The sequence below is a fragment of the Pseudomonas canadensis genome, from assembly GCF_000503215.1.
Lineage (GTDB): Bacteria > Pseudomonadota > Gammaproteobacteria > Pseudomonadales > Pseudomonadaceae > Aquipseudomonas > Aquipseudomonas canadensis.
Genome location: NZ_KI628539.1, coordinates 379,507 through 403,500 on the forward strand (window position 1 = coordinate 379,507; position 23,994 = coordinate 403,500).

Sequence of the window (23,994 nt, forward strand, 5' to 3'; positions counted from 1 at the left end):
CCATGAACCTCGAATACCTGTCGGGCTTCGGCAACGAATTCGCCAGCGAAGCCTTGCCCGGCGCACTGCCGGTCGGCCAGAACTCCCCGCAAAAAGCGCCCTACGGGCTGTACACCGAACTGTTCTCCGGCACCGCGTTTACCATGGTGCGCAGTGAAGCCCGGCGCACCTGGCTGTACCGCATTCAGCCGTCGGCCAATCACCCTGCTTTCATCAAATTGGAGCGGCAATTGGCCGGTGGGCCATTGGGGGCGGTGACGCCCAATCGCTTGCGCTGGAATCCGTTGGATTTGCCGAGCGAACCGACGGATTTCATTGATGGGCTTGTAGGCATGGTCGCCAATTCGGCGGCGCAAAAGCCCTCAGGCATCAGCATCTACTCCTATCGCGCCAACCGTTCCATGGAGCGTGTGTTCTTCAACGCCGATGGCGAACTGTTGATCGTCCCCGAACAAGGTCGCCTGCGCATCGCCACCGAATTGGGCGTGCTGGAGGTGGAGCCGCTGGAGATCGTCGTGCTGCCGCGCGGCCTTAAATTCCGCGTCGAGCTGCTGGATGCTCAGGCGCGTGGTTATGTCGCCGAGAACCACGGCGCCCCGTTGCGCCTGCCAGACCTGGGCCCTATTGGCAGCAATGGCCTGGCCAATCCGCGCGACTTCCTGACGCCAGTCGCCCACTACGAAGATCAGAAGAAACCGACAACGCTGGTACAGAAATTCCTCGGCGAACTCTGGGCCTGCGAGTTGGACCATTCACCCCTGAACGTGGTCGCCTGGCACGGCAACAACGTGCCGTACAAATACGACCTGCGCCGCTTCAACACCCTTGGCACCGTGAGCTTCGATCATCCGGACCCGTCGATCTTCACTGTCCTGACCTCGCCCACCAGCACCCACGGCCTGGCCAACCTCGACTTCGTGATCTTCCCACCGCGTTGGATGGTGGCCGAGAACACCTTCCGTCCGCCGTGGTTCCACCGCAACCTGATGAACGAATACATGGGCCTGATCCAGGGCGCCTACGACGCCAAGGCCGAAGGCTTCCTGCCCGGCGGCGCGTCGCTGCACAGCTGCATGAGTGCCCACGGCCCGGACGGCGAGACCTGTACCAAGGCCATCAACGTAGAGCTGGCGCCGCACAAGATCGACAACACCATGGCCTTCATGTTCGAGACCAGCCAAGTGCTGCGTCCCACCCAGTTCGCCCTGGACTGCCCGCAACTGCAAACCACTTATGACGCGTGCTGGGCCTCGCTGCCCGCCACCTTCAACCCGAACCGGAGATAACCCATGACTCAGCCCACACTTACCCGCAGCTGGGTGGCCTCCGCCAATGGTCACACCGATTTTCCTCTGCAAAACCTGCCGTTGGGCGTGTTCAGCATCAACGGCTCGGCACCACGCGCTGGCGTGGCGATTGGCGACTCGATCCTGGATCTGCACGCCGCCATCGATGAATTCGACGGTGAAGCCCGTCGCGCCGTCGAAGCGACCGCCGGAGGCCAACTGAACGCCTTTTTTGAACTGGGCCGCGGCCCGCGCGTGGCCTTGCGCGAGCGCCTGTTGGAACTGCTGGCCGAAGGCAGCAAGCTGCACACCCGTGAAGCGCAGGTGCTGCACCGCGCCGCCGATTGCCAGATGCACGTACCGGCGCGGATCAATGACTACACCGACTTCTACGTCGGCATCGAGCACGCGCAAAACGTCGGCAAACTGTTTCGTCCCGACAATCCACTGCTGCCCAACTACAAGTACGTGCCGATTGGCTACCATGGCCGTGCTTCGACCATTCGTACCTCAGGCACCGACGTGCGCCGCCCCAAAGGCCAGACCCTGCCGGCCGGGCAGACCGAACCTACTTTCGGTCCGTGCGCACGCTTGGACTATGAACTGGAGCTGGGCATCTGGATCGGCCAGGGCAACGAGATGGGCGATTCGATTGCCATTGGTGACGCGGCCGATCACATCGCCGGTTTCTGCCTGCTCAATGACTGGTCGGCACGGGATATCCAGGCCTGGGAATACCAGCCGTTGGGGCCGTTCCTGTCGAAAAGCTTCATCACCACCATCTCGCCTTGGGTGGTGACGGCCGAAGCCCTGGAACCGTTCCGCAAAGCGCAACCGGCGCGCCCTGAGGGCGACCCGCAACCGCTGTCGTATCTGTTGGATAAACGTGACCAGGCCGCAGGTGCCCTGGACATCGAGCTGGAAGTGCTGCTCACCACCGCCACTATGCGCGAGCAGAACCTGCCGGCCCATCGCCTGGCCTTGAGCAACAGCCTGCATATGTACTGGACGGTTGCGCAATTGGTGGCGCACCACAGTGTCAACGGTTGCCAATTGCAGGCAGGCGATCTGTTTGGTTCGGGGACGTTGTCCGGTCCGCAAACCGGTCAATTCGGCAGCCTGCTGGAAATGACTGAAGGCGGCAAAAAAGCCGTTGAATTGCCGTCCGGCGAAGTGCGTAAGTTCCTTGAAGACGGCGACGAAATCATCCTGCGTGCGCGTTGCAACCGTGAAGGCTTTGCCTCCATCGGTTTCGGCGAATGCCGCGGCACCGTGATCGCGGCGCGCTAGGAGGGCAGGGCGATGGAACTCTACACCTATTACCGTTCCACTTCGTCGTACCGGGTGCGTATTGCCTTGGCCCTCAAGGGCCTGGATTTCACCGCGGTGCCGGTCAACCTGCTGGTCCCGGCGGGCGGCGCCCACCGCCAGCCTGAGTACCTGGCGATCAACCCGCAAGGTCGCGTCCCGGCCTTGCGTACCGAGGAGGGCGAACTGTTGATTCAGTCGCCGGCGATCATCGAATACCTGGATGAACGTTATCCACAGGTGCCGCTGCTCTCCAAAGACCTGGCGACCCGCGCCCATGAGCGCGCGGTAGCCTCGATCATTGGCTGCGATATCCATCCGCTGCATAACTCCAGCACCCAGAACTTGCTGCGCCAATGGGGGCATGACGAGACTCAACTGCTGGAGTGGATCGGTCACTGGATCAGCCAGGGCTTGGGCGCGGTGGAGCAGTTGATCGGCGACCAAGGGTTTTGCTTCGGCGAGCAGCCGGGGTTGGCCGACACCTTCCTGATTCCGCAACTGTATGCGGCCGAGCGCTTCAAGGTGCCGCTGGCGGCGTATCCACGCATTGGGCGGGTGGCGGCGTTGGCGGCGCAGCATCCTGCCTTTATCAAGGCCCACCCCGCCAATCAACCTGACACCCCCTGACCCCTGTAGGAGCCGGCTTGCCGGCGATAGCGTTATTTCAGTCGATCAATCATTGCCTGATTCACCGCCATCGCCGGCAAGCCGGCGCCTACACAGTTGCGCTAGACCATAAAAATAAAATCAAAGGTACCTTGCGATGCACAATCAGATTGCCAGCTTTCGCGCGGCACTCGACGCCCGTCCGGTGTCGCGTTATCAGTGGTTGATTCTCTTGTTGCTGGCGCTGCTGCTGGTGACCGACGGCTACGATGCCCAGGTGCTGGGTTACGTGGTGCCGGCGCTGGCCCAGGATTGGGGGTTGGAGAAGGCTGCATTCGGCCCGGTGTTCAGCGCCAACCTGCTGGGGCTGACCTTGGGGTCGTTGCTGGTCACGCCGCTGGCGGATCGGTTCGGCGTGCGGCGCATCCTGCTTGGCTGCGTACTGATCTACGCCACGCTTACGGTGCTGATGGTATTTGCCAATTCGCTGAACACGCTGATGGCCGCGCGGTTTATCTGCGGCATCGGCATGGGCGGCGCGATGCCCAGCGCGATGGCTTTGATGTCGGAATACTCGCCGCCGCGCCTGCGCACGTTGATGGTGACGTTGGCGGCGTGTGGCTTCTCGTTCGGCGGCGCGGCCGGCGGGTTTGTGGCGGCGGGTTTCATTGAAGGCTTCGGGTGGCAGGCGGTGTTCCTGGCGGGTGGCGTGACGCCGTTGCTGTTGTTCCCGTTTCTGGTGTGGCTGTTGCCGGAATCCTTGCCGCGTTTGCTGCGTGATGCGCCGCCCTATGCTCGGCTGCAGAGCGTTACGTCACGCATGCTGCCGGGCTGGCAACCACCGGCAGCGACCGAGGCCAAAAAACCGCAGGAGCAGGGCAGCAAACTGACGGTGGTGGAGCTGTTTCGCAACGGCTACGCGCGCCCGACGCTGCTGATCTGGGCGACCTTTTTTGTCAGCTTGATCCTGCTGTATTTCATGATCAGTTGGTTGCCGTCGCTGCTGTTGGAAAGTGGCTTGGCGTTGAAAGAAGCCAATCTGGTGACTTCGATGTTCCTGTTCGCCGGCACCTTGGGCGCCATCGGCATGGCCTGGTTCGCCGACCGCTTGAAAAGCAAAGTGCGGCTGTTGTCCGGCGTGCTGGCCGCGGCTGCGGTGTGCACCCTGCTGCTCGGCCTGAACCATGACAACCCGCGTTACCTGGTGGCCTGCGTGTTCGCGGCCGGGTTTTGCATCATCGGTGGTCAACTGACCCTCAATGCCTTCGCCAGTAACTTCTACCCGGCACACGTGCGCGCCACCGGAACGGGCTGGGCGCTGGGCGTGGGGCGTTTTGGTTCAATCCTGGGGCCGCTGTTTGGCAGTATGTTGCTGGCGATGCATATTCCGGTGCAGCAGATTTTCTTTTTCTGTGCGATACCGGCGGTGATCGCAGCGTTGTTGATCATTCAGGTGCGTTCGCCGGGTGCTGAAGGACCGAAGAGCCCGCTGTCTGGGGATATTCTCAAAGCGCCGCAGGCTTAATGCACCACTGAGTTGGGCGGCAGGTGGCCCAGGCGTTCGGTCAGGCGCAGGCGTTGGATCGGATCTTCGCTGAGCATCAGCGCGTGTTCCAGGTCGAAGCGTTCGGCGTTGGGGCAGTCCAGGCGCTGATACAGGCTGGCACGTGCCAGGTAATCGGCGGCGCTGGCGTTGCCCAGTTCCAGCACGCGTTCGGCGTCAATCAGGGCTTGGAGTGGGGCGTCGTTGGAAAGGTGCAATTGCCTCAAGTTGCGTGACAACCGTTGCAGGATCGAACGCGGGTCGGCTGTGTGGAGGTGATCGGCTTGTAACTTGAGGTTGGGGCCGTATTGGCGCTGCAACAGGTCGCGGCAATCGTTCGGGTAGAGGCGCCGGCCGCCGCAGGGATCCAGCAGGTGATCGGCGCCGGGGACTCTTAAAAGGAAATGGCCGGGGAAATTCACGCCGACCATGGGGATCTCCAGGCGGCGCGCCAGCTCAAGGGCGATCAGCCCCATGGCCAGGGGTTGCCCGCGTTTGCGCTGCAAGACCTTGTCCAGCAGGGCTGCGGCGGGGCGCAAGGGCGTGAATTCATCCTGGGCAAATCCCAGGTCATTCAAGCGCCGCAATAGCGGCTGGCCCAGTTCATCCGCCGGCAACAGCGGCATGCCCAGGCTCACCTGTTGTTGCAGCAAGGTCAGTTCCTGCAGGATCTGCAAGGGCTTCACGGCCGGATCATGCTCGGCAGCAATCCACAACGCCGCTTCAAACAGCGCGGGTGGGGAGCGTTCCAGGCAGGCGAAAAAAGCTTTGCGGGGATTCATTGCATTCTCCGGCAGATGCCCCCGTTTTAGCCTTGCTGGGAATTTTCGTCCAGTGGCTTGGGAAATATCCTGCGTGCTTATGTCGCAAGACCTGTGAAATCGGACGGCTTATTCCAGCCTGGTCCGGCACTTTTCTGCCGCAAGCCTATACTTGGCCCACTACCAGAAGTGATTCGGGAGCTTGACGATGTTTGCTCTCATGCACAGCACCCGCCTTGAATCGCTGCACTTGAGCGTCGACCCGGCCACCGGGCTGAAGGCGGTCATCGCCATCCATAACAGCCGCCTGGGGCCTGCCCTCGGTGGCTGTCGCTATCTTTCCTACCCCGACGACGAAAGTGCCGTGGCCGATGCCGCGCGCCTGGCCCAAGGCATGAGCTACAAGGCGGCCTTGGCCGGTTTGCCGGTGGGCGGGGGCACCGCCGTGATCCTGCGTCCCGGCCACGTAGAAAGCCGTGCCGCATTATTTGAAGCCTTTGGTCGATGCGTTGAGCAACTCGACGGCCGTTACATCACCGCCGTCGACAGTGGTACTTCAGTGGCGGACATGGATTGCATCGCCCAGCATACCCGCTATGTCACCAGCACCACCGCCGCAGGCGACCCATCGCCCCATGCCGCCATGGGCGTGTTCGCCGGCATCCGTACCACCGCCATGGCGCGCCTGGGCAGCGACAACCTCGAAGGCCTGCGCGTGGCCATCCAAGGGCTGGGAAATGTGGGCTACGCCTTGGCCGAACAACTGCATGCCGCCGGAGCCGAACTGCTGGTAAGCGACATCGACCACGGCAAGGTGCAACTGGCCATGGAGCAGTTGGGGGCGCACCCCATCGCCAACGACGCGTTACTGAGCACGCCGTGCGACATCCTTGCGCCTTGTGGCCTCGGCGCCGTGTTCAACCGCCAGAGCGTCGGCCAATTGCGTTGCGCCGCTGTGGCCGGTTCTGCCAGTGCGCAATTGACTCATCTGGACAACGCGGATCAATTGGAGGCACGCGGCATCCTCTACGCCCCCGACTACGTGATCAACTCCGGTGGCCTGATCTACGTCGCGCTGAAGCACGGCGGAGCGGAACTGCCAACGATTACCGCGCACCTGTCCAACATTGGCACGCGCCTCACCGAGATCTTCGCTCACGCCCAGGCGGAAAAACGCTCACCCGCACGGGTGGCGGATGAGCTGGCCGAGCGTTTGCTGTACCGCTGATACACCGATCAGAGTTGATACTTCTCACGCACCAGTGAGCCGACCCCCATGCGGTCCAGAATGTGCATCGGACACAGGAGCGTGACGCGGACGGTCCCCGGCAGCCGACTGATTTCAATCGAGCCGTTAAGCGTTGCGCGGTTGCGCACCTCATCCATCGACAGGCCCGTGACGGCCGCTGCGCGCTCCAGGCCGTTTTCCGTCGCTAAGTTGAGGTCGGCGCCACTGCCGATAAAAGTAATGGGTCCGTTGTCTTCTATCTCGAACTGCCCCCAGCGCTCGCCCAATGCCTTGACATGCAACCGTTGCTCGGCAGTCATCGGACGAGCCATGGGCGGCAGGTCATCAAGGTTTTGCAGCAGGATCGGGCCGTCGAGTGACAACCCCTTGATCACATGGGCGGTCAGTTCGGTTTCACCCGATACATCGGTGGCATGCCCGGCAATTTCGCCGTTGCCTTGCTGGGCGTGCATATCGCCCATGTAAACCCCGGCGCCGGGGACTCTCACCGGGCAAATCAGCACGCAACCTTCACGTACCGAGTTAGTGTCCATATGCCCGTCGGTTTTCGCGGCATGCAGTTGGTCATGGGTCATGCCGTAGCGATGGGGCGCGCCGACTAGGTACTGACCGAAGTCGGCACAGTTGTGGGAGTCCGGCAGATCCCGTGAAGGCGTGGTGCCAATATTGCCCAGGAACGGCCGCATGTGCGCGGCAAGGCCGGGGATATCGGCGCGGGCCAGGGATAGAATCGAATGCTGGGCGGACATCTCCGGCAACGCCGCCATATCCGGTGCCTGGCCGGCGAGGCGGTCGGCTACCAACTGGTTCACGGTCAGGCTCAGCTGGTGCTCGGCATCGAACACGATGACGTAGCCATGGCTGAAACGAAATGCGCTGACCTCCGCCCCGCAGGCGTTGCAACGAATGGCGTCGGCGCCGATGCCGTCGACATGGCTGGCGGGATGCTCCTGCCCACAGTTGGAACAGAACTTGGCGACAAAGGGATCGCCATGATAACGCCCCTCAACAAAACGCATGACACCGGACGAAGTGGCCAGAGACGTCACGCGCATGCGTTTAATCTTCAGGGCCACGGCGTCACCGACCTCTGCGCCGGCGATGAATACGGGTTGAGTCACCTCATGGCCACCCTCAAATGCGGGCGTGATCATTGGGCCCCAACACCCCGGCGGAGTACCGGTGATAAGCGTGCCGCCATCGGCGAGCGGGCCGAGCATCTTCTGGCTGGGGCCGATGAGGCCATTGGTGTAGGTGTTGACGATCAGGCGATCAACCGGTGCTGAGTGGTGCATTTTTATTCTCCGGGTCCTATGTGATTGAACCTTCGGTCACGGCGTATTGATCAGGGAAGGTTCAGGCAGGCCCAGTAGACCGGTGTTTTGTATCCCGAATATGTCGCGCGGGTGCGCTAATACACAGTGGTACATAACGATGGGAGAGGAGGGTTTGTAACTGCAAAAATCCTGATAGGGTTCTGTGGGCTGGCGCTTTGAGGTGCTTGCTCAGCTATCGTTTTCATACTTGCTGCGGAGAATATTCATGTCCAATCAAGCAACAGCGCATTCCGTAACGTTCAAGCGTCCGGACGGCGCCGAGGTCAATGGCTACCTGGCCAGCCCGGCTGTGCTGGAAGGGGCGCCGGCCATCGTATTGATTCAAGAGTGGTGGGGGCTGAACGAGCAGATCAAGGGCGTGGCCATCCGCCTGGCCGAGTGCGGTTACCGGGTGCTGGTGCCGGACCTTTATCGCGGCGCCTCGACCGTGGAAGAGGAAGAAGCCCATCACCTGATGGACAGCCTGGATTTTGGCGATGCGGTATCCCAGGACATCAAGGGCGCGGTGCGCTACCTGCAGGCCGACTCGCAAAAAGTGGGCGTGACCGGCTACTGCATGGGCGGGGCGTTGACGCTGTTGGCGCTCAATGCAATTCCGGAGCTGGCTGCGGGTGTGGTCTGGTATGGCTTCCCACCGCTTGAATATCTGGATGCGGCAAAAATCAAAGCACCGCTGATTGGCCATTGGGGCACACAGGATGCTTTTTTCAATATCGACACTGTCGCGGAGCTGGAGTCAACGCTGCACGCGGCAGGTGTGGACGCTACCTTCTACCGTTACCTGGCGCGCCATGCCTTTGCCAACGAAACAGCGACCGGCAACGGCCGTATCCCCGACACGCAATACGACGCCGCATGGTCGCAACTGGCGTGGGACCGCACGTTGACCTTCTTCGGCAAAACCCTGTGGCAGGCGTAAGGTGTAAATAGCTTTCGGTAAAACGATGAGTTGCCGGTCTGCCTGAACCTGTTGGTTCACCCTGAATCAACGGAGGCGGGCCGGCCTCCTTACTCTGCCTCTGGCTGCCCGATCTCGGCCAGGGCGCTGGCGTTGTTCTTGAACGCTGCTGCAAAGGCGGCGCGGTTCTTGGCCATGAAAATACCGGCGTCTTCTGCCTGCTTTTCAGTCAAGCCTTCCACGTTTTTCAACAGGACATCCATCAGAGACTCTGCCAGTTCAAGCATCTGGTCGTGTGCGTCGGCAAGTTTGCGATCCACGAATGTAGTCTCCAAGTCGCGGGTACTGCGATACAGGGTTTCAACAGCCATTTTTTGGCCTCGTCATCAGGGTGCAGTAGTGAAGGGGAGTAGCCCTTGTGTTCGGGTGCTTCTGGATAGCTGTATTTATATACAGTAAAAAGGTTAAGCCAAACCATCGAGTTTGGATAGCAGTTTTTTAATGTAGCCCGTAAATACAGGTTTGGAGTGCCTCATGTCACCCCGCCACCATCTCATACCTGCCCCTGGCCTTTTTTCTGCATGCAGAACAACCGTCACGTCCAACCCGCATTATCCGGTCGAGTCGACCTAAGGAAGCATCATCGTGAAGATCAATTGGGCCGAAAGGCTACGCCAGCAAGTGCACGGGCTGGCCGAGTCCCTGGGGAATCTGTTCGTCGAGTCGTTCCACTACCTGGCATTGTTCGCCATTGGTGCGGTGACGGCCTGGGCGGCGGTGATGGAGTTTCTGGGGATGTTGGAGAACGGGCACATCAAGATCGATGACATCTTGCTGTTGTTCATCTACTTGGAGCTGGGTGCGATGGTCGGCATTTACTTCAAGACCAACCACATGCCGGTGCGGTTCCTGATCTACGTGGCGATCACCGCGCTGACGCGCCTATTGATCTCCAACGTGTCGCACCACAACCCGCCGGACGTGGGAATCATCTACCTGTGCGGTGGGATTCTGCTGTTGGCGTTCGCGATTCTGGTGGTGCGTTATGCCTCCTCGGCGTTCCCTTCGGTTAAGGTCGAAGGCCCGCGTCGCAAGGGCGAGGCGAGCCTGGAAACCGAGAAGGGCGAACTTTAAAGCCCAACGCTGAACGGCAGGGCGCGGGTGGGCGGTCGCTGCAGGACCTTGTGATCGCCATCCGTCATCACCGCCAGGATCTCCATGGCGCTGTGGCCCTGCTCGATGGCAATACCGAACTGGATACTTTGCACCAGGCGTTTGAGGCGCTCTGGATCATTGCGCTGTTCGGCGCTGATCATGCGCTTGGCCACTACGCCTTGTTCGTTGGAGAGGGTCAGCATGATGCTGCCGTCCAGCCGTTGTATGCTCAAGTTGACGCGGTATTCAGGGGTGAACGTGTCGGTGATGATCTGAAAAGGATTGTCCATGGTGCGTACCGCCTGATAAGAACATGCAGTCATTGACGACCGGTGTCGGGATTAGTTCGCGTCTCCTGACCATCGGCCACTCCGTCGCTGAGGTTTTCACAAGGTCCGTTTCCCTCCACAGCTGTACAGCAAAGGCCGTGCCGCATAAGGCGCCGAGCCGTTATTGCGGGACATGAAAAAGGCGAACCGAGGTTCGCCTTTTTGTTGGGTGATCTATTTCAGGGCAGTACCGAGAAAACGATCGCAGACAGCGCAATCAACCCAATCACTACGACGAATACATTCGACACCTGGCCTGAATACTGGCGCAAGGATGGCACGCGACGAATGGCATACATCGGCATCAGGAACAGCAGGCACGCGATGATCGGCCCGCCCATGGTCTCAATCATGCCCAGGATGCTTGGATTGAAGGTGGCCACGGCCCAGCAGGTCAGCACCATGAACAGCGCCGTGCAGCGTTCCAGCCATTTGGCCGACATCGAACGGTTGCGCCCGCGCAGTGATTTGACGATCAGGCCCTGGAAACCTTCGCTGGCACCGATGTAGTGGCCGAGGAAGGATTTGGTGATGGCCACCAGCGCAATCAACGGCGCGGCGTAGGCGATCACTGGGGTCTGGAAGTGGTTGGCCAGGTAGGACAGGATCGAGATGTTCTGCGCCTTGGCCGCTGCCAGGTCAGCTGGCGACAGTGCCAGTACGCAGCTGAAGCAGAAGAACATCACGGTCAGCACCATCATGCCGTGGGCGGTGGCCAGGATGCCGCTGCTTTTGCGCTCGGCCTGTGCGCCGTACACGCGTTTCTGGTCGACGGCGAAGGCGGAGATGATCGGCGAGTGGTTGAAGGAAAACACCATCACCGGAATCGCCAGCCATAGGGTTTTGAGGAACAGCGGCATGGGCATGCCATCACCGGCGGAGGCGAAGAACGCGCCGTTCCAGTTGGGGATCAGGCTGACGGCCAGCAACAGCAGTGCCGCGACGAATGGATACACCAGCACGCTCATGGCCTTGACGATCACGCCCTGGCCGCAGCGCACGATGGCCATCAGGCCAAGAATCAGCACCAGCGACAGAATCGCCCGAGGCGGTGGGGTCATGTGCAGTTGGTGTTCCATGAAACTGCCCAGGGTGTTGGTCAGCGCCACGCTGTACACCAGCAGGATCGGGAAGATGGCGAAGAAATACAGCAGGGTGATCAGCTTGCCCGCACCGACGCCAAAGTGCTCTTCGACCACTTCGGTGATGTCGCCGGATCTGCCTGACAGCACAAAGCGCGTTAGCCCACGGTGGGCGAAGAAGGTCATCGGGAAGGCCAGCAGGGCCAGTACGATCAACGGCCAGAAGCCGCCGACGCCGGCATTGATCGGCAGGAACAACGTGCCGGCGCCGATGGCGGTGCCGTAGAGGCCCAGCATCCAGGTGGTGTCGTGTTTGGTCCAGCCGGTGGTCACGGTTGTTGCTGTAGCAGCAGGATTTTCAGCAGCAGGTGTAGGTACATCGGTCATCGGTATTGCCTCGTTATTATTTTTGCGCGGGCTCACGTAGGGGGCGGGTAGAAGTGCTCCGATCAGCACTCCACCCAGCTGACCGCCAGGCCGCCCCGTGAAGTTTCTTTGTATTTGTCATGCATATCGGCGCCGGTATCACGCATGGTGCGGATCACCCGGTCGAGAGAAATGAAATGTTTGCCGTCACCGCGCAGGGCCATTTGCGTCGCGTTGATCGCCTTGACCGCTGCGATGGCATTGCGCTCGATGCACGGCACTTGCACCAGGCCGCCGACCGGGTCGCAGGTGAGGCCGAGGTTGTGTTCCAGGCCGATTTCGGCGGCGTTTTCCAGTTGCTCGGGGGTGGCGCCAAGGATATCGGCCAGGCCCGCAGCGGCCATGGCGCACGCCGAACCGACCTCGCCCTGGCAGCCGACTTCGGCGCCGGAGATCGAGGCGTTTTTCTTGCAGAGGATGCCGACGGCGGCGGCGGCCAGGAAGAAATTGACCACATCGTCGTCAGACGCGTCGGCGTTGAACTTCATGTAGTAATGCAGCACCGCCGGGATGATTCCTGCCGCGCCGTTGGTCGGTGCGGTGACCATGCGCCCACCGGCCGCGTTTTCTTCGTTGACGGCGAGGGCGAACAGGTTGACCCACTCCATGGCCGACAGGGTCGACGTGATGACATTCGGCTTGCCGATTTCCAGCAGGCTGCGGTGCAATTTCGCCGCGCGACGGGGCACGTCCAGGCCGCCTGGCAAGATGCCTTCATCGCGCAGGCCCTGCTCCACGCATTCGCGCATCACCGACCAGATGTGCAACAGGCCACTGCGGATGTCGGCGTCGCTGCGCCACGCGCGTTCGTTGGCCATCATCAGCTCGGAAACCCGCAGGCCGTGCTTGTTGCACAAGGCCAGTAGTTCTACGGCGCTGGAAAAGTCGTAGGGCAATTCCACATCGCTGGTCGGCGCAATGCCCGAGGCCGCTTCCGCCGCTTCGATGATGAAACCGCCGCCTATGGAGTAATAGGTTTGCTCGCTCAGCAGGCCGTTTTCGCCGTAGGCGTGCAGGGACATGGCGTTCGGGTGGTAGGGCAGGCTTTCGTCCAGCAGTAGGAGATCGTGCTTCCAGTTGAAGGCAATGTCCTGCTGACCTGCGAGAAGCAGTCGGCCGGATTCGCGCAGTTGCTGGATGCGTGCGTTGATCGAGGTGGGGTCGACCCGGTCCGGCCATTCGCCCATCAGGCCCATCACGCAGGCGCGGTCGGTGGCATGGCCGACGCCGGTGGCGGACAGCGAACCGTACAGGCGCACTTCTACACGGCGAGTGTCGCTCAGCAGGTGTTGGTCGATCAGGACCTGGGCAAAGGTCGCCGCCGCCCGCATCGGACCGACGGTGTGGGAGCTGGAAGGGCCGATGCCCACTTTGAATAGATCGAAAACACTGATAGCCATGCTAAAGCCTTACAAGCAATGGAGTAGAAATCGCTGCCATGTTTTGTAGAGCGAGCGGAATTGGCGCGATACTGAGCCTCTGGATCGGCACTGACCAACGAATTATCCTAAGACACCCTTTAGCAGGACTAAACACTATGACCCGGCCCATTCATGGCCAGACGTATGTCTGGCTGCACGTTTTTTCCTGTGCTGCGCGGCATTTGTCGTTCACCCGCTGCGCCGAGGAACTGCACATCACGCCGGGCGCGGTAAGCCAGCAGATCCGCCAGTTGGAGGAGCGCTTGGGATTCCGCTTGTTTCATCGGCGCGCGCGGGGGGTGGAGCTGAGTGCAGAGGGACAGCGATTGGCGACAACGGTGGGCGAGGCCTATGGCAGCATCGCCGCGGAGTTGCAGCGCCTGGACGCGGGAATGATCAGCGGCACCCTGCGCCTGCGCTCGATCCCCTCGTTTCTCGGCAAGTGGCTGACCCCTCGGTTACCGCGTTTGCAGCAGCGCTTTCCGGATATCCAATTGCGTATGGTCGCCGAGGACAGCAGCATCGCCTTGCATGAGGGCGACTTCGACCTGGCCATCGACTTGAACGACGGCAGCTACCCTGGCTTGTTATCCACAGCCCTGTTGGACGAACAAATCTTTCCGGTCTGCGCTCCGAGCCTGCTGCGCGGCCGGCCACCACTGCATGGCCCCGCCGACTTGGTGCATTTCCCACTGCTGCATGACATCACTGCCTGGCGTGGGAGTTATGAGTACGCCGAGTGGGAGTTTTACCTGAATGCTATCGGCTATCACCATGCCGACGTGCGCCGTGGCCATACCTTTAACCGCAATCACCTGACTATCGAAGCCGCGATCGCCGGCATGGGCGTGGCCATTGCGCGGCGCACCTTGCTCAACGATGAGCTGGAGCGTGGCACCTTGATCGTGCCCTTCGGCCTGGCGGTGCCTAACCACAAACGTTACGTGTTGCTGTATGCGCCAGGCGCACTGAGCCATCCGGGCGTGCGCGCGGTGCATGATTGGCTGGTTGAAGAGGCGGGGATTTTCCGCGGATTGCACCCGTTGGGAGAGGGGCAATTGTGAGGTTGGCTGGGCGTAAGAACATGTAACTAACTCCCCACCCTAACAGCGTTTTTGCTCGTAGTCAGACTTAATTTGTAATGTGGGATTTATCTTTGCAAAGGGGTTGAATTGTTCTGCTGACTGCTCAATTGTGTAGTCAAGAGGTCATGGTTTCACCGACCCGGTGTTGCAGTTGTGACCTCTCGCGAGCTAGCTGAAATAAGGGAAGAACTATGCAAATCCAAGTCAATAGCGATAACCATATTGAAAGCAGCATCCGACTGGAGGAGTGGGTACGTACTACCATTGAGAGCACGCTCGAACGTTACGAGGAAGACCTGACCCGAGTGGAGGTCTACCTGCGGGATGAGAACGGCGACAAGCCCGGTCCCCACGATTTAAGTTGCCGCCTGGAAGCGCGGCCAAAAGGCCATCAGCCAGTGTCGGTACTGCACAAGGCCGATACCCTGGAACAGGCGATCGACGGTGCGGCGACCAAGCTGGACCATGCGTTGGAACATCTGTTCGGCAGACTGCAAGGCAAGCCACGCGCTGCCGGGAAGAGTCAGCCGACCACCAAAGTCAACGAAGATGAGCTTGAGCAGGAGTTTCTGGAAAAAGAACGCGCCGTGTTCAACGGCTGATAGTTTTCTCACGCTCCACTAAAAACGGGCCTGCATTTGCAGGCCCGTTTTCGTTTACTGGCTGCGTCGGAAGAAATACCTGCTCAACCACGCCAACCCACCTGCACCCAGGCCCGCGTAAAGCATGGCCCAACCGATGCCATGTCGCAGGGCTGCCTGGGCATCGGTGAATGCCGGACCCACTGATGCTCCCAGCTTGCCCGCCGCGATGTTCTGGCTGATGGCCGGCCACTCCAGCACAGAGCTGTCGGGCAGTACAGCTGCCAACTGATGGCTGATCCCCAACAGCAGCACCAACCCCATCAACGCGATGTTGAGTGCGAGGGTAATCAATCGTGCGCTGAGGTCGATGCCTGACGCCATGCCCGCACGGTCGGCCGAGACTGCACCGGTGGTGGTATTGGTGGTGGGGGAGTTGGTCAGCGCCAATCCCACCCCTGCAATGATGCAACTGATCAGCACCAGCACGATGCTCGGTTGCGCCACCGCATTGGCGGCGGCCATGCTCAGGAAGCCTGCGCCCATCAAGCCCAGTCCACACGGGATGACGCGCTCGGCACCGTAACGCAGGGCCAGGCGCTCGGCCACGGGAGGTATTAGCAAAGTGGGCAAGGTGTAGGCGAGCAAGGCGCCGCCCGTGGTCACGGTGTCGTAACCAAGCCCAGCCTGGAAGTACAAGGGCAAGTAGATCATGAACGGCCAAAAACTGAAGTTCATGCCGATCGAACCCATCAGTGCGCCGTTGAAACGCTGGATGCGGAACACCGAGAAATCGAACATTGGGTGAGGGCTACGCCGCTCGACAACAATGAACAGCAGCAGCCCGGCTACCGCCAAGCCCGCCCAGCCGAGCATGGGCGGTGTGCCAAAGCCGTTTTCAGTACCCTGGGTGATGAAATAGACCAGCGCAAACACCGACAGCGTCAGGGTTAGCATGCCTGCGATATCGAGGCGATGTGCAGCGGGATCCCGCGATTCCTGCACACTGATCCGCAGCAGCACCAGTGTGAACAGGGTCAGCGGTACATGTACGAGGAACACCCAGCGCCAGTCTGCGACCGCCAGGATCAACGCCCCCACGATGGGCCCAAAGCCCAGGCCCACTCCAGCAATCACGCCCCATATCGCGAACGCCCGCGCCCGTGCCGCCGGTTCGCGGAACAGGTGCGACAGAATCGCGAACTGGCAGATCATCATCGCCCCGGCGCCGATGCCTTGGACGAAACGCGCCGCGATCAGTGTGGTGGCATTGTTCGCCAGCCCACAGGCCAGGGAGGCCAACCCGAACACCCACAGACACAGCACCAGCATGCGTCGGCGGCCAAAGCGATCGGCCAGTGTGCCGGCAGCCATCAGTACGCTGGTGCAAGCCAGGGTGTAGGCGTTCATGATCCATTGGGCGTCTTGGAATCCAGTGCCCAATTGGTTTTCCAGGGTCGGCAGGATGACCGGCACGCTGGAAATTTCCAGGCCGAACATCAGGGCGACAAGGCACACGGCGGTCAGCGCAAGACCGTTTCTGGCCGTGCGCCGGGTATTGGCGACCGATAACGTGACGGCGGGTGGCATGGGACTCTCCTGTCGATAGGGTATCGGGCTATTTTCAGGGGAATCGAGTTCCTGATTCGTGATAAGTTTTCCACTCATAAGGGAATCAAGGGCGACAAACCGCACCATGACCACGCCACGTTTTGACGGTGTCGAACTCTTTCTGCAGATCGTCGAGAGCGGCAACCTGACCGAAGCCGCCGAACGGCTGAACCTGACGCGCTCCGCCGTGGGCAAGGGCCTTGCGCGACTCGAGGCGCGCTTGGGCACCTGCCTGTTGCAACGTTCTACCCGGCGCCAGCGGTTGACCGAGGACGGCCAGGCTTACTACGAACATTGTTTGCGCGCGCTGGCTGAGCTGGAGGCCGCCGAGTCGGTACTGGAAAGCGGCCGACAACTGCCTCGCGGGCGTTTGCGGGCAAGCCTGCCGCTGGCTTTCGGGCACCACTATGCGGCGCCCGCGCTGTGGGGCTTGATGGCGCGTTATCCGCAGTTGGAGATCGAGATCAGCTTCGCCGACCGGTTGGTGGACCTGGCCCAGGAGGGCTTCGATATCGCCGTGCGGATCGGTCCGTTACCCGATACTGACCGCCTCAGCGCACGGCGCCTGGGCGAGCAGTCGGTGGGGCTGGCGGCTTCACCGACGTACTTGCAGCGCGTCGGGCCGATTGCATGCATCGAAGACCTTGCCGGCCATCGCGGCATCGCCTACCGCAGCAACACCCCGCACCGCAATCGAGTGGCTTCACCGCTGATGATGGATGACCTGCAGGCCGTGGCCGATGCCGCCATCGCGGGTGTGGGCCTGGCCTGGTTGCCGAGTTGGTTGATTGCCCACTACGTGCTGCGTGGGCAATTGCAGGCGGTGCTGCCTGACTATCGTGAGCAACCCGCCCCGATCCATGTCATCTGGCCGACGGCCACGCACATGCCGGCCAAGACGCGTTGTGCAATCGACGCGTTGGTGGCCGGCACCCCGTCCTGCCTGGCGGGCAGTTGATCAGAACGCGATGGACGTCTGCACATACACCGTGCGCGGCTCGCCCACGTATTTGCCCTTGTTGTTATCGTCGAACGAGCGCGTGAAGTATTGGGTGTTGAAGATGTTTTTCACACCCACTGCCACATTCAAGTCCGACAGCTGCGGGCCGAAGTCATAGGCCGCACGGCTGCTGAACAGCATGTAGCCAGGGATGCGTCCGTTGGCGCCGTCGGCGGTTTCTCTCTCGGTGTTGGCGTTGTCGGCGAACTGGCTGCTCTGGTAGCTGCTGTCCAGGTTGAGCTTCCAGCGGCCTTCGGTGTAGCCCACGCCGAGGGTGCCTTTGTGCTTGGAGGAGAAGGGCACGCGGTTGCCTTTGTTCGGGCCGTCTTCGCGAATGGTGGCGTCGACGTAGGCGTAGGTGGCATACACATCGAACCCTGCCAGCGCCGGGCTCAAACCATCGAGCGCGTAATTGATGCTGGTCTCGATACCCTGGTGACGGGTTTCGCCACGGGCAATTACCGAGTCATTGGTCTGGTTGCTTTCGTATTGGTTGTCGAAGTTGATCAGGAACGCGCCGATTTCCGCACGCAAGGTGCCGTCGTCGTAGCGGGTACCCAATTCCCAGGTACGGGCTTTTTCCGGTTTCACTTCGCCGCTGGTCACGCGGTTCGGCATCTGGCTGTACTGCACGCTGCCGAACGAACCTTCGGTGTTGGCGTAGAGGTTCCAGCTGTCGGTGAGGTGGTAGAGCACATTCAGCGCCGGCAGCGCGGTGTTGTAGTCGCCCTTGTATTTGACGTTGGTCAGGTTGTTCGTCTGCTGCGACTCGATAATCTCGTAGCGAATGCCCGGGGTGATGGTCCACTTGCCGATATCGATCCGGTCATCGATGAAGAACGCATTGGCTTCGGTGCCGCCACGGGTGTCGCGGTCGTTGCGGCTGTTGGTAGTGGGAATCTGCTGGTTGGCGGCAATCGGCGTGCGGTAACGCAGCTCGTGGCCGGCCTCGTTGATGTATCGGTAGCCGACGCCCACTTCGTGGCTGGTCGGGCCCAAGTCAAAGCCTTGGGCGAAGCGGGTCTCGATGCCACGCACCCAGTATTCACGCGGGGACAACGAGAGGAATGTGCCCTGGTCCAAGTAACCGCTGCGCAAGGTCTTGGTGAAGAAACTGTTCACAGTGAATTCGCGGCGGTCCTGCTCATAACGATAGCCGACGTTGAACATCGTACGGCGGCCCCAGAATTTGTCGTAGGGGCGGGTGGACTGGTAGGGATCCGCCTTGTAGTCCGCGACGTTCAAGCCACCCGGCATATCGGCCTGGCCTTCGTAGTACTGCGCCATGGCGTTGAAGCTGTTGGCGTCATCCAGTTGGTATTTGCCCTTGAGGATCAGGTCGTCGATGCGCGTGTTGCTGTTCTCGCGCCAGTCACCACCACGGGTGCCGGAGTACAGAATCGCGCCGCCCAGGCCGTTGTCGGCGGTGCCGCCGGCCAGCAGGTTGCCGGTGGTCTTGAAGCCGTCGTGGCTGGAGGATGGGCTGGTTTCGGTCTGCAAGCCGCCTTTGACCGTGGGCGCATCCGGGATCGCGCGGGTCACGAAGTTGACCACGCCGCCGACGTTCTGAGGGCCGTAGCGCACCGCACCGCCGCCGCGCACCACGTCGACCGCGTCCATATTGCCCATGCTGATCGGCGCAAAGGAAAGCTGCGGCTGGCCGTAGGGCGCGAACGGCACCGGAATGCCGTCCATCAGCACCGTGGAGCGCGACGCCAGGCGTGGGTTGAGGCCACGAATGCCGAAGTTCAGTGCCATGTCGTGGCTGCCGGTGCCGTTGTTGTCCGGGGCGTTGACGCCGGGAATGCGGTTGAGCACGTCCTTGGCCTGGGTGGCGCCCTGGCGTTCGAACTCTTCACGGCGGATCACATCACGGGCGCCGGGGTGTTCGAACACATTGGTTTGCGCCGCGTCGCCCAGCCAGTCGCCGACCACGCTGGAGGTGCCCAACTCAATGCTGGCCGGTGCAGTGGCCGGTTGCAGGCTGTAGGCATTGTCGCCTTCTGCACGGGCTTGCAGGCCGGTGCCCTCCATCAGTTTCTGCAGGCCGTCCGCGGCGCTGTAGTTGCCGGACAAACCACTGCTCTGCATACCCGCCGTCACTTCGGAACCGAAGGAGATCAACACGCCGGCTTCGCGGCCAAACTGGTTCAGTGCAGCTTCCAGCGACGTCGGGGCGATGTGATAGGGCTTGGCGTCGGCCGCCATCACCGGGGGCAGCACGGTCAGACTGAGGCTGGCGCCGAGTAGGAGTTGGCGCAAGGTGCGGGCAAGAAGCGTCGGTTGCTGGGGCATGAAGAGCGGTCCTGAGAAGGAAGGATCAAGGTGGCTTTCCTTCTCTGTCACGCGAGGGGTGGAAAACGGCTCACCGTTGCAAAAAAAAGTTCAAGGGTATGCTTTGTGTAGGAGCGAGCTTGCTCGCGAAGAATGTCAACGATAACGCGGGAAGCCTGACACCCTGCGGCGTTCTCCCGGTCTTCGCGAGCAAGCTCGCTCCTACAGAGGATCTCATCAGGCGCGTGCCTGCACGGTCACCCAGTAGCGGGTGAAGCGTCGCACCTTCACCGGCAGGCTCACTTCCAGCAGGTCGAGAATGCGTTCGCTGTCGTCCAGCGGGTAGCTGCCGGAGATCAGCAGGTTGGCCACCTGTGGGTCGCAATTGACTTGGCCACGGCGATAACGTCCGAGTTCGCCGAGGAAATCTTCCAGGCGCATGTGGGCAGCGACCAGCATGCCGTCGGCCCAGGCGCCGCTGTTGGCGTCGGTGGCACGCGGGGTGTCCCAACCTTTTCGTGTGAAGTTGACCTGGTGCGCGGCCTGGACGCTCAGCGGCAGGCTGGTGTAGGTGTTGGGCATGACCTCGACGTGACCGTCGAGTACCGCCATTTGGGTGTGATCGTTGAACTGCCGCACATTAAAACGCGCCGCCTGGCTAGTGAGCAGGCCTTGGCCGGTCAGCACTTGCAGCGGTGTACTGCCCGCAATACCGGTCAGCAGGATCTCGCCTTCAAGCAGGCGGATCAGCCGCTGCTGGCCATCAAAATGCACATCCACCGCGCTGCCGGTGTTGAGCTGCAACTGGCTGCCGTCGGCCAATTGCACCTTGCGTCGCTGGCCAACGGGGCTGCGGTAATCGGCGATCAACGGCGGCAGGATATGTTGCTGGCGCAGGCTCCAGGCGGCAGCGGAACCTGCGCCGAGGATCAACAGCAATTTCAACGCCTGGCGACGGCTGGTGGAAGTTGGCGCATTCAACGCCGCATGGGCCAGGGGCGAGGGCATGCCGCGCAGGCGCTGATTGACGCGCTGCATGTGGTCCCAGGCGCGCTGGTGTTCGCTGTGGGCGTTCAACCACTGCTGCCAGGCGGCTTGCTGGCGTGGGTTGAGTGCGCCTTGCTGCATTTCCATCAGCCAGTGCACGGCTTGTTCGGCGACTTGGGTGGAGAAGTTCATAGGGCGAAATAGCAGCGCATGGCCGCTTTGCTCAGGTGGCGTTTGACGGTGGCGATGGAAATGCCCAGTTCAGCGCCGATTTGTGCGTAGGTCAGGCCATCGAGTTGGGCCAGCAGAAAGGCCCGCTTCACCTGGACGGGCAGGCCGTCGAGCAGTTGGTCCAACTCCACCAGGGTTTGCAGGATGATTGCGCGTTCTTCTTCCGACGGTGCCACGTGCTCGGGCATCTGCGCCAAGGCGTCGAGATAGGCGCGCTCCAGGTCCTGGCGGCGGTAGAAGTTGAACAGCACGCGCTTGGCGACTGTGGTGAGGAACGCGCGGGGCTCGATCAGCGTGGGTGTTTCTCGCGCGGTGAGCACGCGGATGAAGGTGTCCTGGGCCAGGTCGGCGGCGCTTTCCGGGCAGCCGAGCTTGCGTCGCAACCAGCCGGTGAGCCAGTGGTGATGGTCGTTGTACAACACTTCGACGGTATTGGACGGGCTCAATGCGAACACTCCACAAGCATCGGCATGCTTTAGAGAACAAGAATTGTTCGCATTGTAGGGCTCGCGACGGGCTTCGGCAATCCGTCAGGGCAGGTCTTTCATCCGTTCTGTTTTGCTTATGAGAATATTTATCATTAATATTGCGGCCTGATGAACCTGGCGCCTCCCGCATGAAAAGCAAAACCTCGCTGCCTGTCTCCTATCGCCTCTCCGTCACCTCGCGCGTGCTGGCTGCCGTGGTGGGTGGTTATCTGATGGCTTCCCTGGCCAGTATCTGCCTGGCGCTATGGATGCCCACGTCGCGCGCCGATGCGGTGATCACCGGGATGATGAGTTCATTCGTGTTCTACCTGCTCGCCGTGCTCTGGTGTTTCGCCTGCCGCAGCGCACCCCGCGCCTGGTTTGGCGTGATGTTGCCAAGCGCGGTATTTGCCACCCTGGCGGGTGTGGGCTTCTGGATGGCACGCACATGAAAGAGGGTTTCCGCCAGGCCATGGCCTGGTTGCACACCTGGGCAGGGCTGATCTTTGGCTGGCTGCTGTTTGCGATTTTCCTGACGGGCACCTTGGCGTATTTCAAGGATGAGATCAGCCACTGGATGCAGCCTGAAGTGCAGGCCCATCCGCTGGACGATGCGCGCAGCCTGACGGTCGCCCAGACCTATCTGCAGCAAGTCGCGCCGACCGCTGCGCGTTGGTTTATCACTCTGCCAGACAGCCGCGATCCTGGTTTGTCGGTGATGTGGCAAGACAAAGTCGACCCCGGCCGACGCGGCAATTTCATCCAGAAAACCCTCGACCCTGTTACCGGCCAGGCTGTGGAAGCCCGTGAAAGCATGGGCGGCGATTTCTTCTACCGCTTTCACTTCCAGCTACAAATGCCTCACCCGTGGGGCCGCTGGCTGTCGACGATTGCCGCGATGGTGATGTTCGTCGCCTTGATCACCGGCATCATCACCCACAAGAAAATCTTCAAGGACTTCTTCACCTTCCGGCCCCGCAAAGGCCAGCGTTCCTGGCTCGACGGGCATAACGCGGTGGGAGTTCTGGTGCTGCCGTTCCATTTGATGATCACCTACAGCAGCCTGGTGATCTTCATGAGCATGGTGATGCCGGCGCCGATTCTTGCTTCCTATGGCGGCGACACCCGCGCCTTTTTCAGCGAGGTATTCCCGAACACCAACAACGCGCCGGCGCTGGGCCAGCCTGGAAAACTGTTACCGCTGGTGCCGATGTACGAGCAAGCGCGGGCGCAGTGGGAAGGTGGCCATGTGGGGCGCGTGGCGGTCAATAATCCCGCCGATATGAACGCCTCGGTCAATGTGTTTCGCGCGGGTTCCGATAGCGTGGTGCACGATTTCGGCAGCACCGTTTCCTTCAATGGCACCACCGGCGAGCTGGTGCGGGTGAATGGCGGGCAGTCGCTGCCGGCAGCCATCGGCGGCAGTTTCTACGGCCTGCACATGGGCCATTTCGCCGGTCCGGTCCTGCGCTGGTTGTACTTCATCTGTGGCTTGGCGGGCACGGCAATGATCGGCACCGGGCTGGTGATCTGGCTCGGCAAGCGTCAGCTCAAACATGCCAAGGCTGCGGTAATGCCGTTTGAGTTGCGCTTGGTGGAAGTGCTGAACATCGCCAGCATGTCCGGGTTGATGATCGCCATCGCCGCATATTTCTGGGCCAACCGTTTATTGCCGGTGAGCTTTGCCGACCGTTCCGATTGGGAAGTGCAAACCTTCTTTATTGCCTGGGGCCTGAGTCTGTTGCACGCGATCCTGCGTCGTGGCCGCCAGGGTTGGGTCGAGCAACTGAGCTTCGGCGCGCTGCTGTTTATCGCCATTCCACTGCTCAACGCGTTGACCACATCGCACCACCTCGGTGTTTCGTTGGCAACCGGCGATTGGGCCATGGCTGGCTTTGATCTGACCTGTCTGGCCAGTGGCGTATTCCTTGGCTGGGCCGCCTGGAAGATGCAGCGTCGCACCGCGCCGGCGCCTAAAGCTCAGCGCGCACGCCCGCTGGCGCTGAAGCAGGAGGCGAACTGAATGCTGCTCGCACTGCTGATGTGCTACGCCGGGTTCACCGCACTCTGCCTGTCCACTGACCGTCACCACGGCGAGTTGCTGCACAGCAAACCCTCGCCTCGTCGGCGCTTGGGTTTGCGGGTAATCGGTTGGTTGCTGCTGGTGGTGTCGATCTGGCCGGCGGTGGATGTCGCCGGTTGGGGCCAGGGCCTGGTGGAGTGGTGCGCCGTGTTGATGCTCAGCGCATTGCTGCTGGTGCTGTTGTTGCCGTACCGGCCAAGGCTGGCCTTGATCCTGGCGGGCATTGGTCTGCTCGCCAGTCCTGTTGCAGCCTTCGCCACCCTCTGAGCCC

At 61.3% G+C, this 23,994-nt stretch carries 23 protein-coding genes; 13 read left to right on the forward strand and 10 right to left on the reverse strand.

Annotation, left to right across the window (positions count from 1 at the left end; all coding sequences use genetic code 11):
• Positions 1 to 2: 2 nt before the first annotated feature.
• The 4 genes from hmgA to U367_RS0124515 all read left to right on the forward strand — a co-directional run bounded on the left by hmgA (position 3) and on the right by U367_RS0124515 (position 4,728).
• A complete protein-coding gene (gene hmgA, locus U367_RS0124500) occupies positions 3 to 1,286 on the forward strand; it encodes a homogentisate 1,2-dioxygenase (protein ID WP_028618957.1) in 1,284 nt (427 codons plus the stop codon).
• Positions 1,287 to 1,289: 3 nt separating this feature from the next.
• The gene (gene fahA, locus U367_RS0124505) at positions 1,290 to 2,576 is read left to right on the forward strand and encodes a fumarylacetoacetase (RefSeq protein ID WP_028618958.1); all 1,287 of its coding nucleotides are present in this window, start codon (positions 1,290 to 1,292) and stop codon (positions 2,574 to 2,576) included.
• 12 nt (positions 2,577 to 2,588) lie between these two features.
• Complete coding sequence (gene maiA, locus U367_RS0124510) at positions 2,589 to 3,224, forward strand: maleylacetoacetate isomerase (protein WP_028618959.1); 636 nt, start codon at positions 2,589 to 2,591, stop codon at positions 3,222 to 3,224.
• Positions 3,225 to 3,360: 136 nt separating this feature from the next.
• Positions 3,361 to 4,728 (forward strand): MFS transporter, encoded by a 1,368-nt coding sequence (locus tag U367_RS0124515; RefSeq protein WP_028618960.1) that lies wholly within the window; start codon positions 3,361 to 3,363, stop codon positions 4,726 to 4,728.
• Here U367_RS0124515 and U367_RS0124520 read toward each other — a convergent pair.
• The gene (locus tag U367_RS0124520; RefSeq protein WP_028618961.1) at positions 4,725 to 5,528 is read right to left on the reverse strand and encodes a SirB1 family protein; all 804 of its coding nucleotides are present in this window, start codon (positions 5,526 to 5,528) and stop codon (positions 4,725 to 4,727) included. The two genes, U367_RS0124515 and U367_RS0124520, sit on opposite strands and share 4 nt — an antisense overlap.
• A 187-nt stretch (positions 5,529 to 5,715) precedes the next feature.
• Between U367_RS0124520 and U367_RS0124525 the strand changes: the two genes are divergently transcribed.
• Positions 5,716 to 6,735 (forward strand): Leu/Phe/Val dehydrogenase, encoded by a 1,020-nt coding sequence (locus U367_RS0124525; RefSeq protein WP_028618962.1) that lies wholly within the window; start codon positions 5,716 to 5,718, stop codon positions 6,733 to 6,735.
• A gap of 8 nt (positions 6,736 to 6,743) precedes the next feature.
• Here U367_RS0124525 and U367_RS0124530 read toward each other — a convergent pair whose 3' ends face one another.
• Positions 6,744 to 8,051 carry an acetamidase/formamidase family protein gene (locus tag U367_RS0124530; RefSeq protein ID WP_028618963.1) on the reverse strand — a complete coding sequence of 436 codons (1,308 nt, stop codon included), beginning with the start codon at positions 8,049 to 8,051 and terminating at the stop codon, positions 6,744 to 6,746.
• Positions 8,052 to 8,298: 247 nt separating this feature from the next.
• Here U367_RS0124530 and U367_RS0124535 point away from each other — a divergent pair, with 247 nt between their 5' ends.
• Positions 8,299 to 9,012 (forward strand): dienelactone hydrolase family protein, encoded by a 714-nt coding sequence (locus tag U367_RS0124535; protein WP_028618964.1) that lies wholly within the window; start codon positions 8,299 to 8,301, stop codon positions 9,010 to 9,012.
• An 89-nt stretch (positions 9,013 to 9,101) separates the two neighbouring features.
• Here U367_RS0124535 and U367_RS0124540 read toward each other — a convergent pair whose 3' ends face one another.
• Positions 9,102 to 9,362 (reverse strand): YebG family protein, encoded by a 261-nt coding sequence (locus U367_RS0124540; protein WP_016978245.1) that lies wholly within the window; start codon positions 9,360 to 9,362, stop codon positions 9,102 to 9,104.
• 274 nt (positions 9,363 to 9,636) lie between these two features.
• Between U367_RS0124540 and U367_RS0124545 the strand changes: the two genes are divergently transcribed.
• Positions 9,637 to 10,125 (forward strand): phosphate-starvation-inducible protein PsiE, encoded by a 489-nt coding sequence (locus tag U367_RS0124545; RefSeq protein ID WP_016978246.1) that lies wholly within the window; start codon positions 9,637 to 9,639, stop codon positions 10,123 to 10,125.
• On the opposite strand, the gene U367_RS0124550 is transcribed toward U367_RS0124545, so the two are convergent.
• The 3 genes from U367_RS0124550 to U367_RS0124560 all read right to left on the reverse strand — a co-directional run bounded on the left by U367_RS0124550 (position 10,122) and on the right by U367_RS0124560 (position 13,383).
• A complete protein-coding gene (locus U367_RS0124550) occupies positions 10,122 to 10,436 on the reverse strand; it encodes a DUF3509 domain-containing protein (RefSeq protein WP_028618965.1) in 315 nt (104 codons plus the stop codon). The two genes, U367_RS0124545 and U367_RS0124550, sit on opposite strands and share 4 nt — an antisense overlap.
• 218 nt (positions 10,437 to 10,654) lie before the next feature.
• On the reverse strand, positions 10,655 to 11,944 hold the full coding sequence (locus tag U367_RS0124555) for a serine/threonine transporter (RefSeq protein WP_028618966.1): 1,290 nt from the start codon (positions 11,942 to 11,944) through the stop codon (positions 10,655 to 10,657).
• A 62-nt stretch (positions 11,945 to 12,006) separates the two neighbouring features.
• Positions 12,007 to 13,383: an L-serine ammonia-lyase gene (locus U367_RS0124560; protein WP_028618967.1), complete on the reverse strand. Its 1,377-nt coding sequence runs from the start codon at positions 13,381 to 13,383 to the stop codon at positions 12,007 to 12,009.
• A 137-nt stretch (positions 13,384 to 13,520) separates the two neighbouring features.
• On the opposite strand from U367_RS0124560, the gene U367_RS0124565 reads away from it, so the two are divergent.
• Both U367_RS0124565 and U367_RS0124570 read left to right on the forward strand, forming a co-directional pair.
• Positions 13,521 to 14,468 carry a LysR substrate-binding domain-containing protein gene (locus U367_RS0124565; protein WP_028618968.1) on the forward strand — a complete coding sequence of 316 codons (948 nt, stop codon included), beginning with the start codon at positions 13,521 to 13,523 and terminating at the stop codon, positions 14,466 to 14,468.
• Between the two features lie 212 nt (positions 14,469 to 14,680).
• A complete protein-coding gene (locus U367_RS0124570) occupies positions 14,681 to 15,091 on the forward strand; it encodes an HPF/RaiA family ribosome-associated protein (protein WP_028618969.1) in 411 nt (136 codons plus the stop codon).
• A 54-nt stretch (positions 15,092 to 15,145) separates the two neighbouring features.
• Here the strand turns inward: U367_RS0124570 and U367_RS0124575 are convergent, their stop codons facing one another.
• Positions 15,146 to 16,660: an MFS transporter gene (locus U367_RS0124575; protein ID WP_028618970.1), complete on the reverse strand. Its 1,515-nt coding sequence runs from the start codon at positions 16,658 to 16,660 to the stop codon at positions 15,146 to 15,148.
• Positions 16,661 to 16,766: 106 nt separating this feature from the next.
• Here U367_RS0124575 and U367_RS0124580 point away from each other — a divergent pair, with 106 nt between their 5' ends.
• On the forward strand, positions 16,767 to 17,639 hold the full coding sequence (locus U367_RS0124580) for a LysR family transcriptional regulator (protein WP_028618971.1): 873 nt from the start codon (positions 16,767 to 16,769) through the stop codon (positions 17,637 to 17,639).
• Here the strand turns inward: U367_RS0124580 and fecA are convergent, their stop codons facing one another.
• The 3 genes from fecA to U367_RS0124595 form a co-directional block, all read right to left on the reverse strand.
• Complete coding sequence (gene fecA / locus U367_RS0124585) at positions 17,640 to 19,976, reverse strand: TonB-dependent Fe(3+) dicitrate receptor FecA (protein WP_028618972.1); 2,337 nt, start codon at positions 19,974 to 19,976, stop codon at positions 17,640 to 17,642.
• Between the two features lie 216 nt (positions 19,977 to 20,192).
• Positions 20,193 to 21,134 (reverse strand): FecR domain-containing protein, encoded by a 942-nt coding sequence (locus tag U367_RS0124590; protein ID WP_028618973.1) that lies wholly within the window; start codon positions 21,132 to 21,134, stop codon positions 20,193 to 20,195.
• Positions 21,131 to 21,619, reverse strand: coding sequence for a sigma-70 family RNA polymerase sigma factor (locus U367_RS0124595; protein WP_028618974.1), 489 nt, complete (start codon positions 21,617 to 21,619; stop codon positions 21,131 to 21,133). The genes U367_RS0124590 and U367_RS0124595 overlap by 4 nt, the downstream gene beginning before the upstream one ends.
• Before the next feature lie 170 nt (positions 21,620 to 21,789).
• On the opposite strand from U367_RS0124595, the gene U367_RS0124600 reads away from it, so the two are divergent.
• The 3 genes from U367_RS0124600 to U367_RS0124610 are packed head-to-tail and all read left to right on the forward strand — an operon-like array spanning position 21,790 to position 23,990.
• Complete coding sequence (locus U367_RS0124600; RefSeq protein WP_028618975.1) at positions 21,790 to 22,092, forward strand: DUF3649 domain-containing protein; 303 nt, start codon at positions 21,790 to 21,792, stop codon at positions 22,090 to 22,092.
• Positions 22,089 to 23,663, forward strand: a complete 1,575-nt coding sequence (locus U367_RS0124605) for a PepSY-associated TM helix domain-containing protein (protein ID WP_028618976.1) — start codon at positions 22,089 to 22,091, stop codon at positions 23,661 to 23,663. Before U367_RS0124600 ends, U367_RS0124605 begins: the two co-directional genes overlap by 4 nt.
• The gene (locus U367_RS0124610) at positions 23,664 to 23,990 is read left to right on the forward strand and encodes a DUF3325 domain-containing protein (protein WP_016978257.1); all 327 of its coding nucleotides are present in this window, start codon (positions 23,664 to 23,666) and stop codon (positions 23,988 to 23,990) included.
• Positions 23,991 to 23,994: the final 4 nt, after the last annotated feature.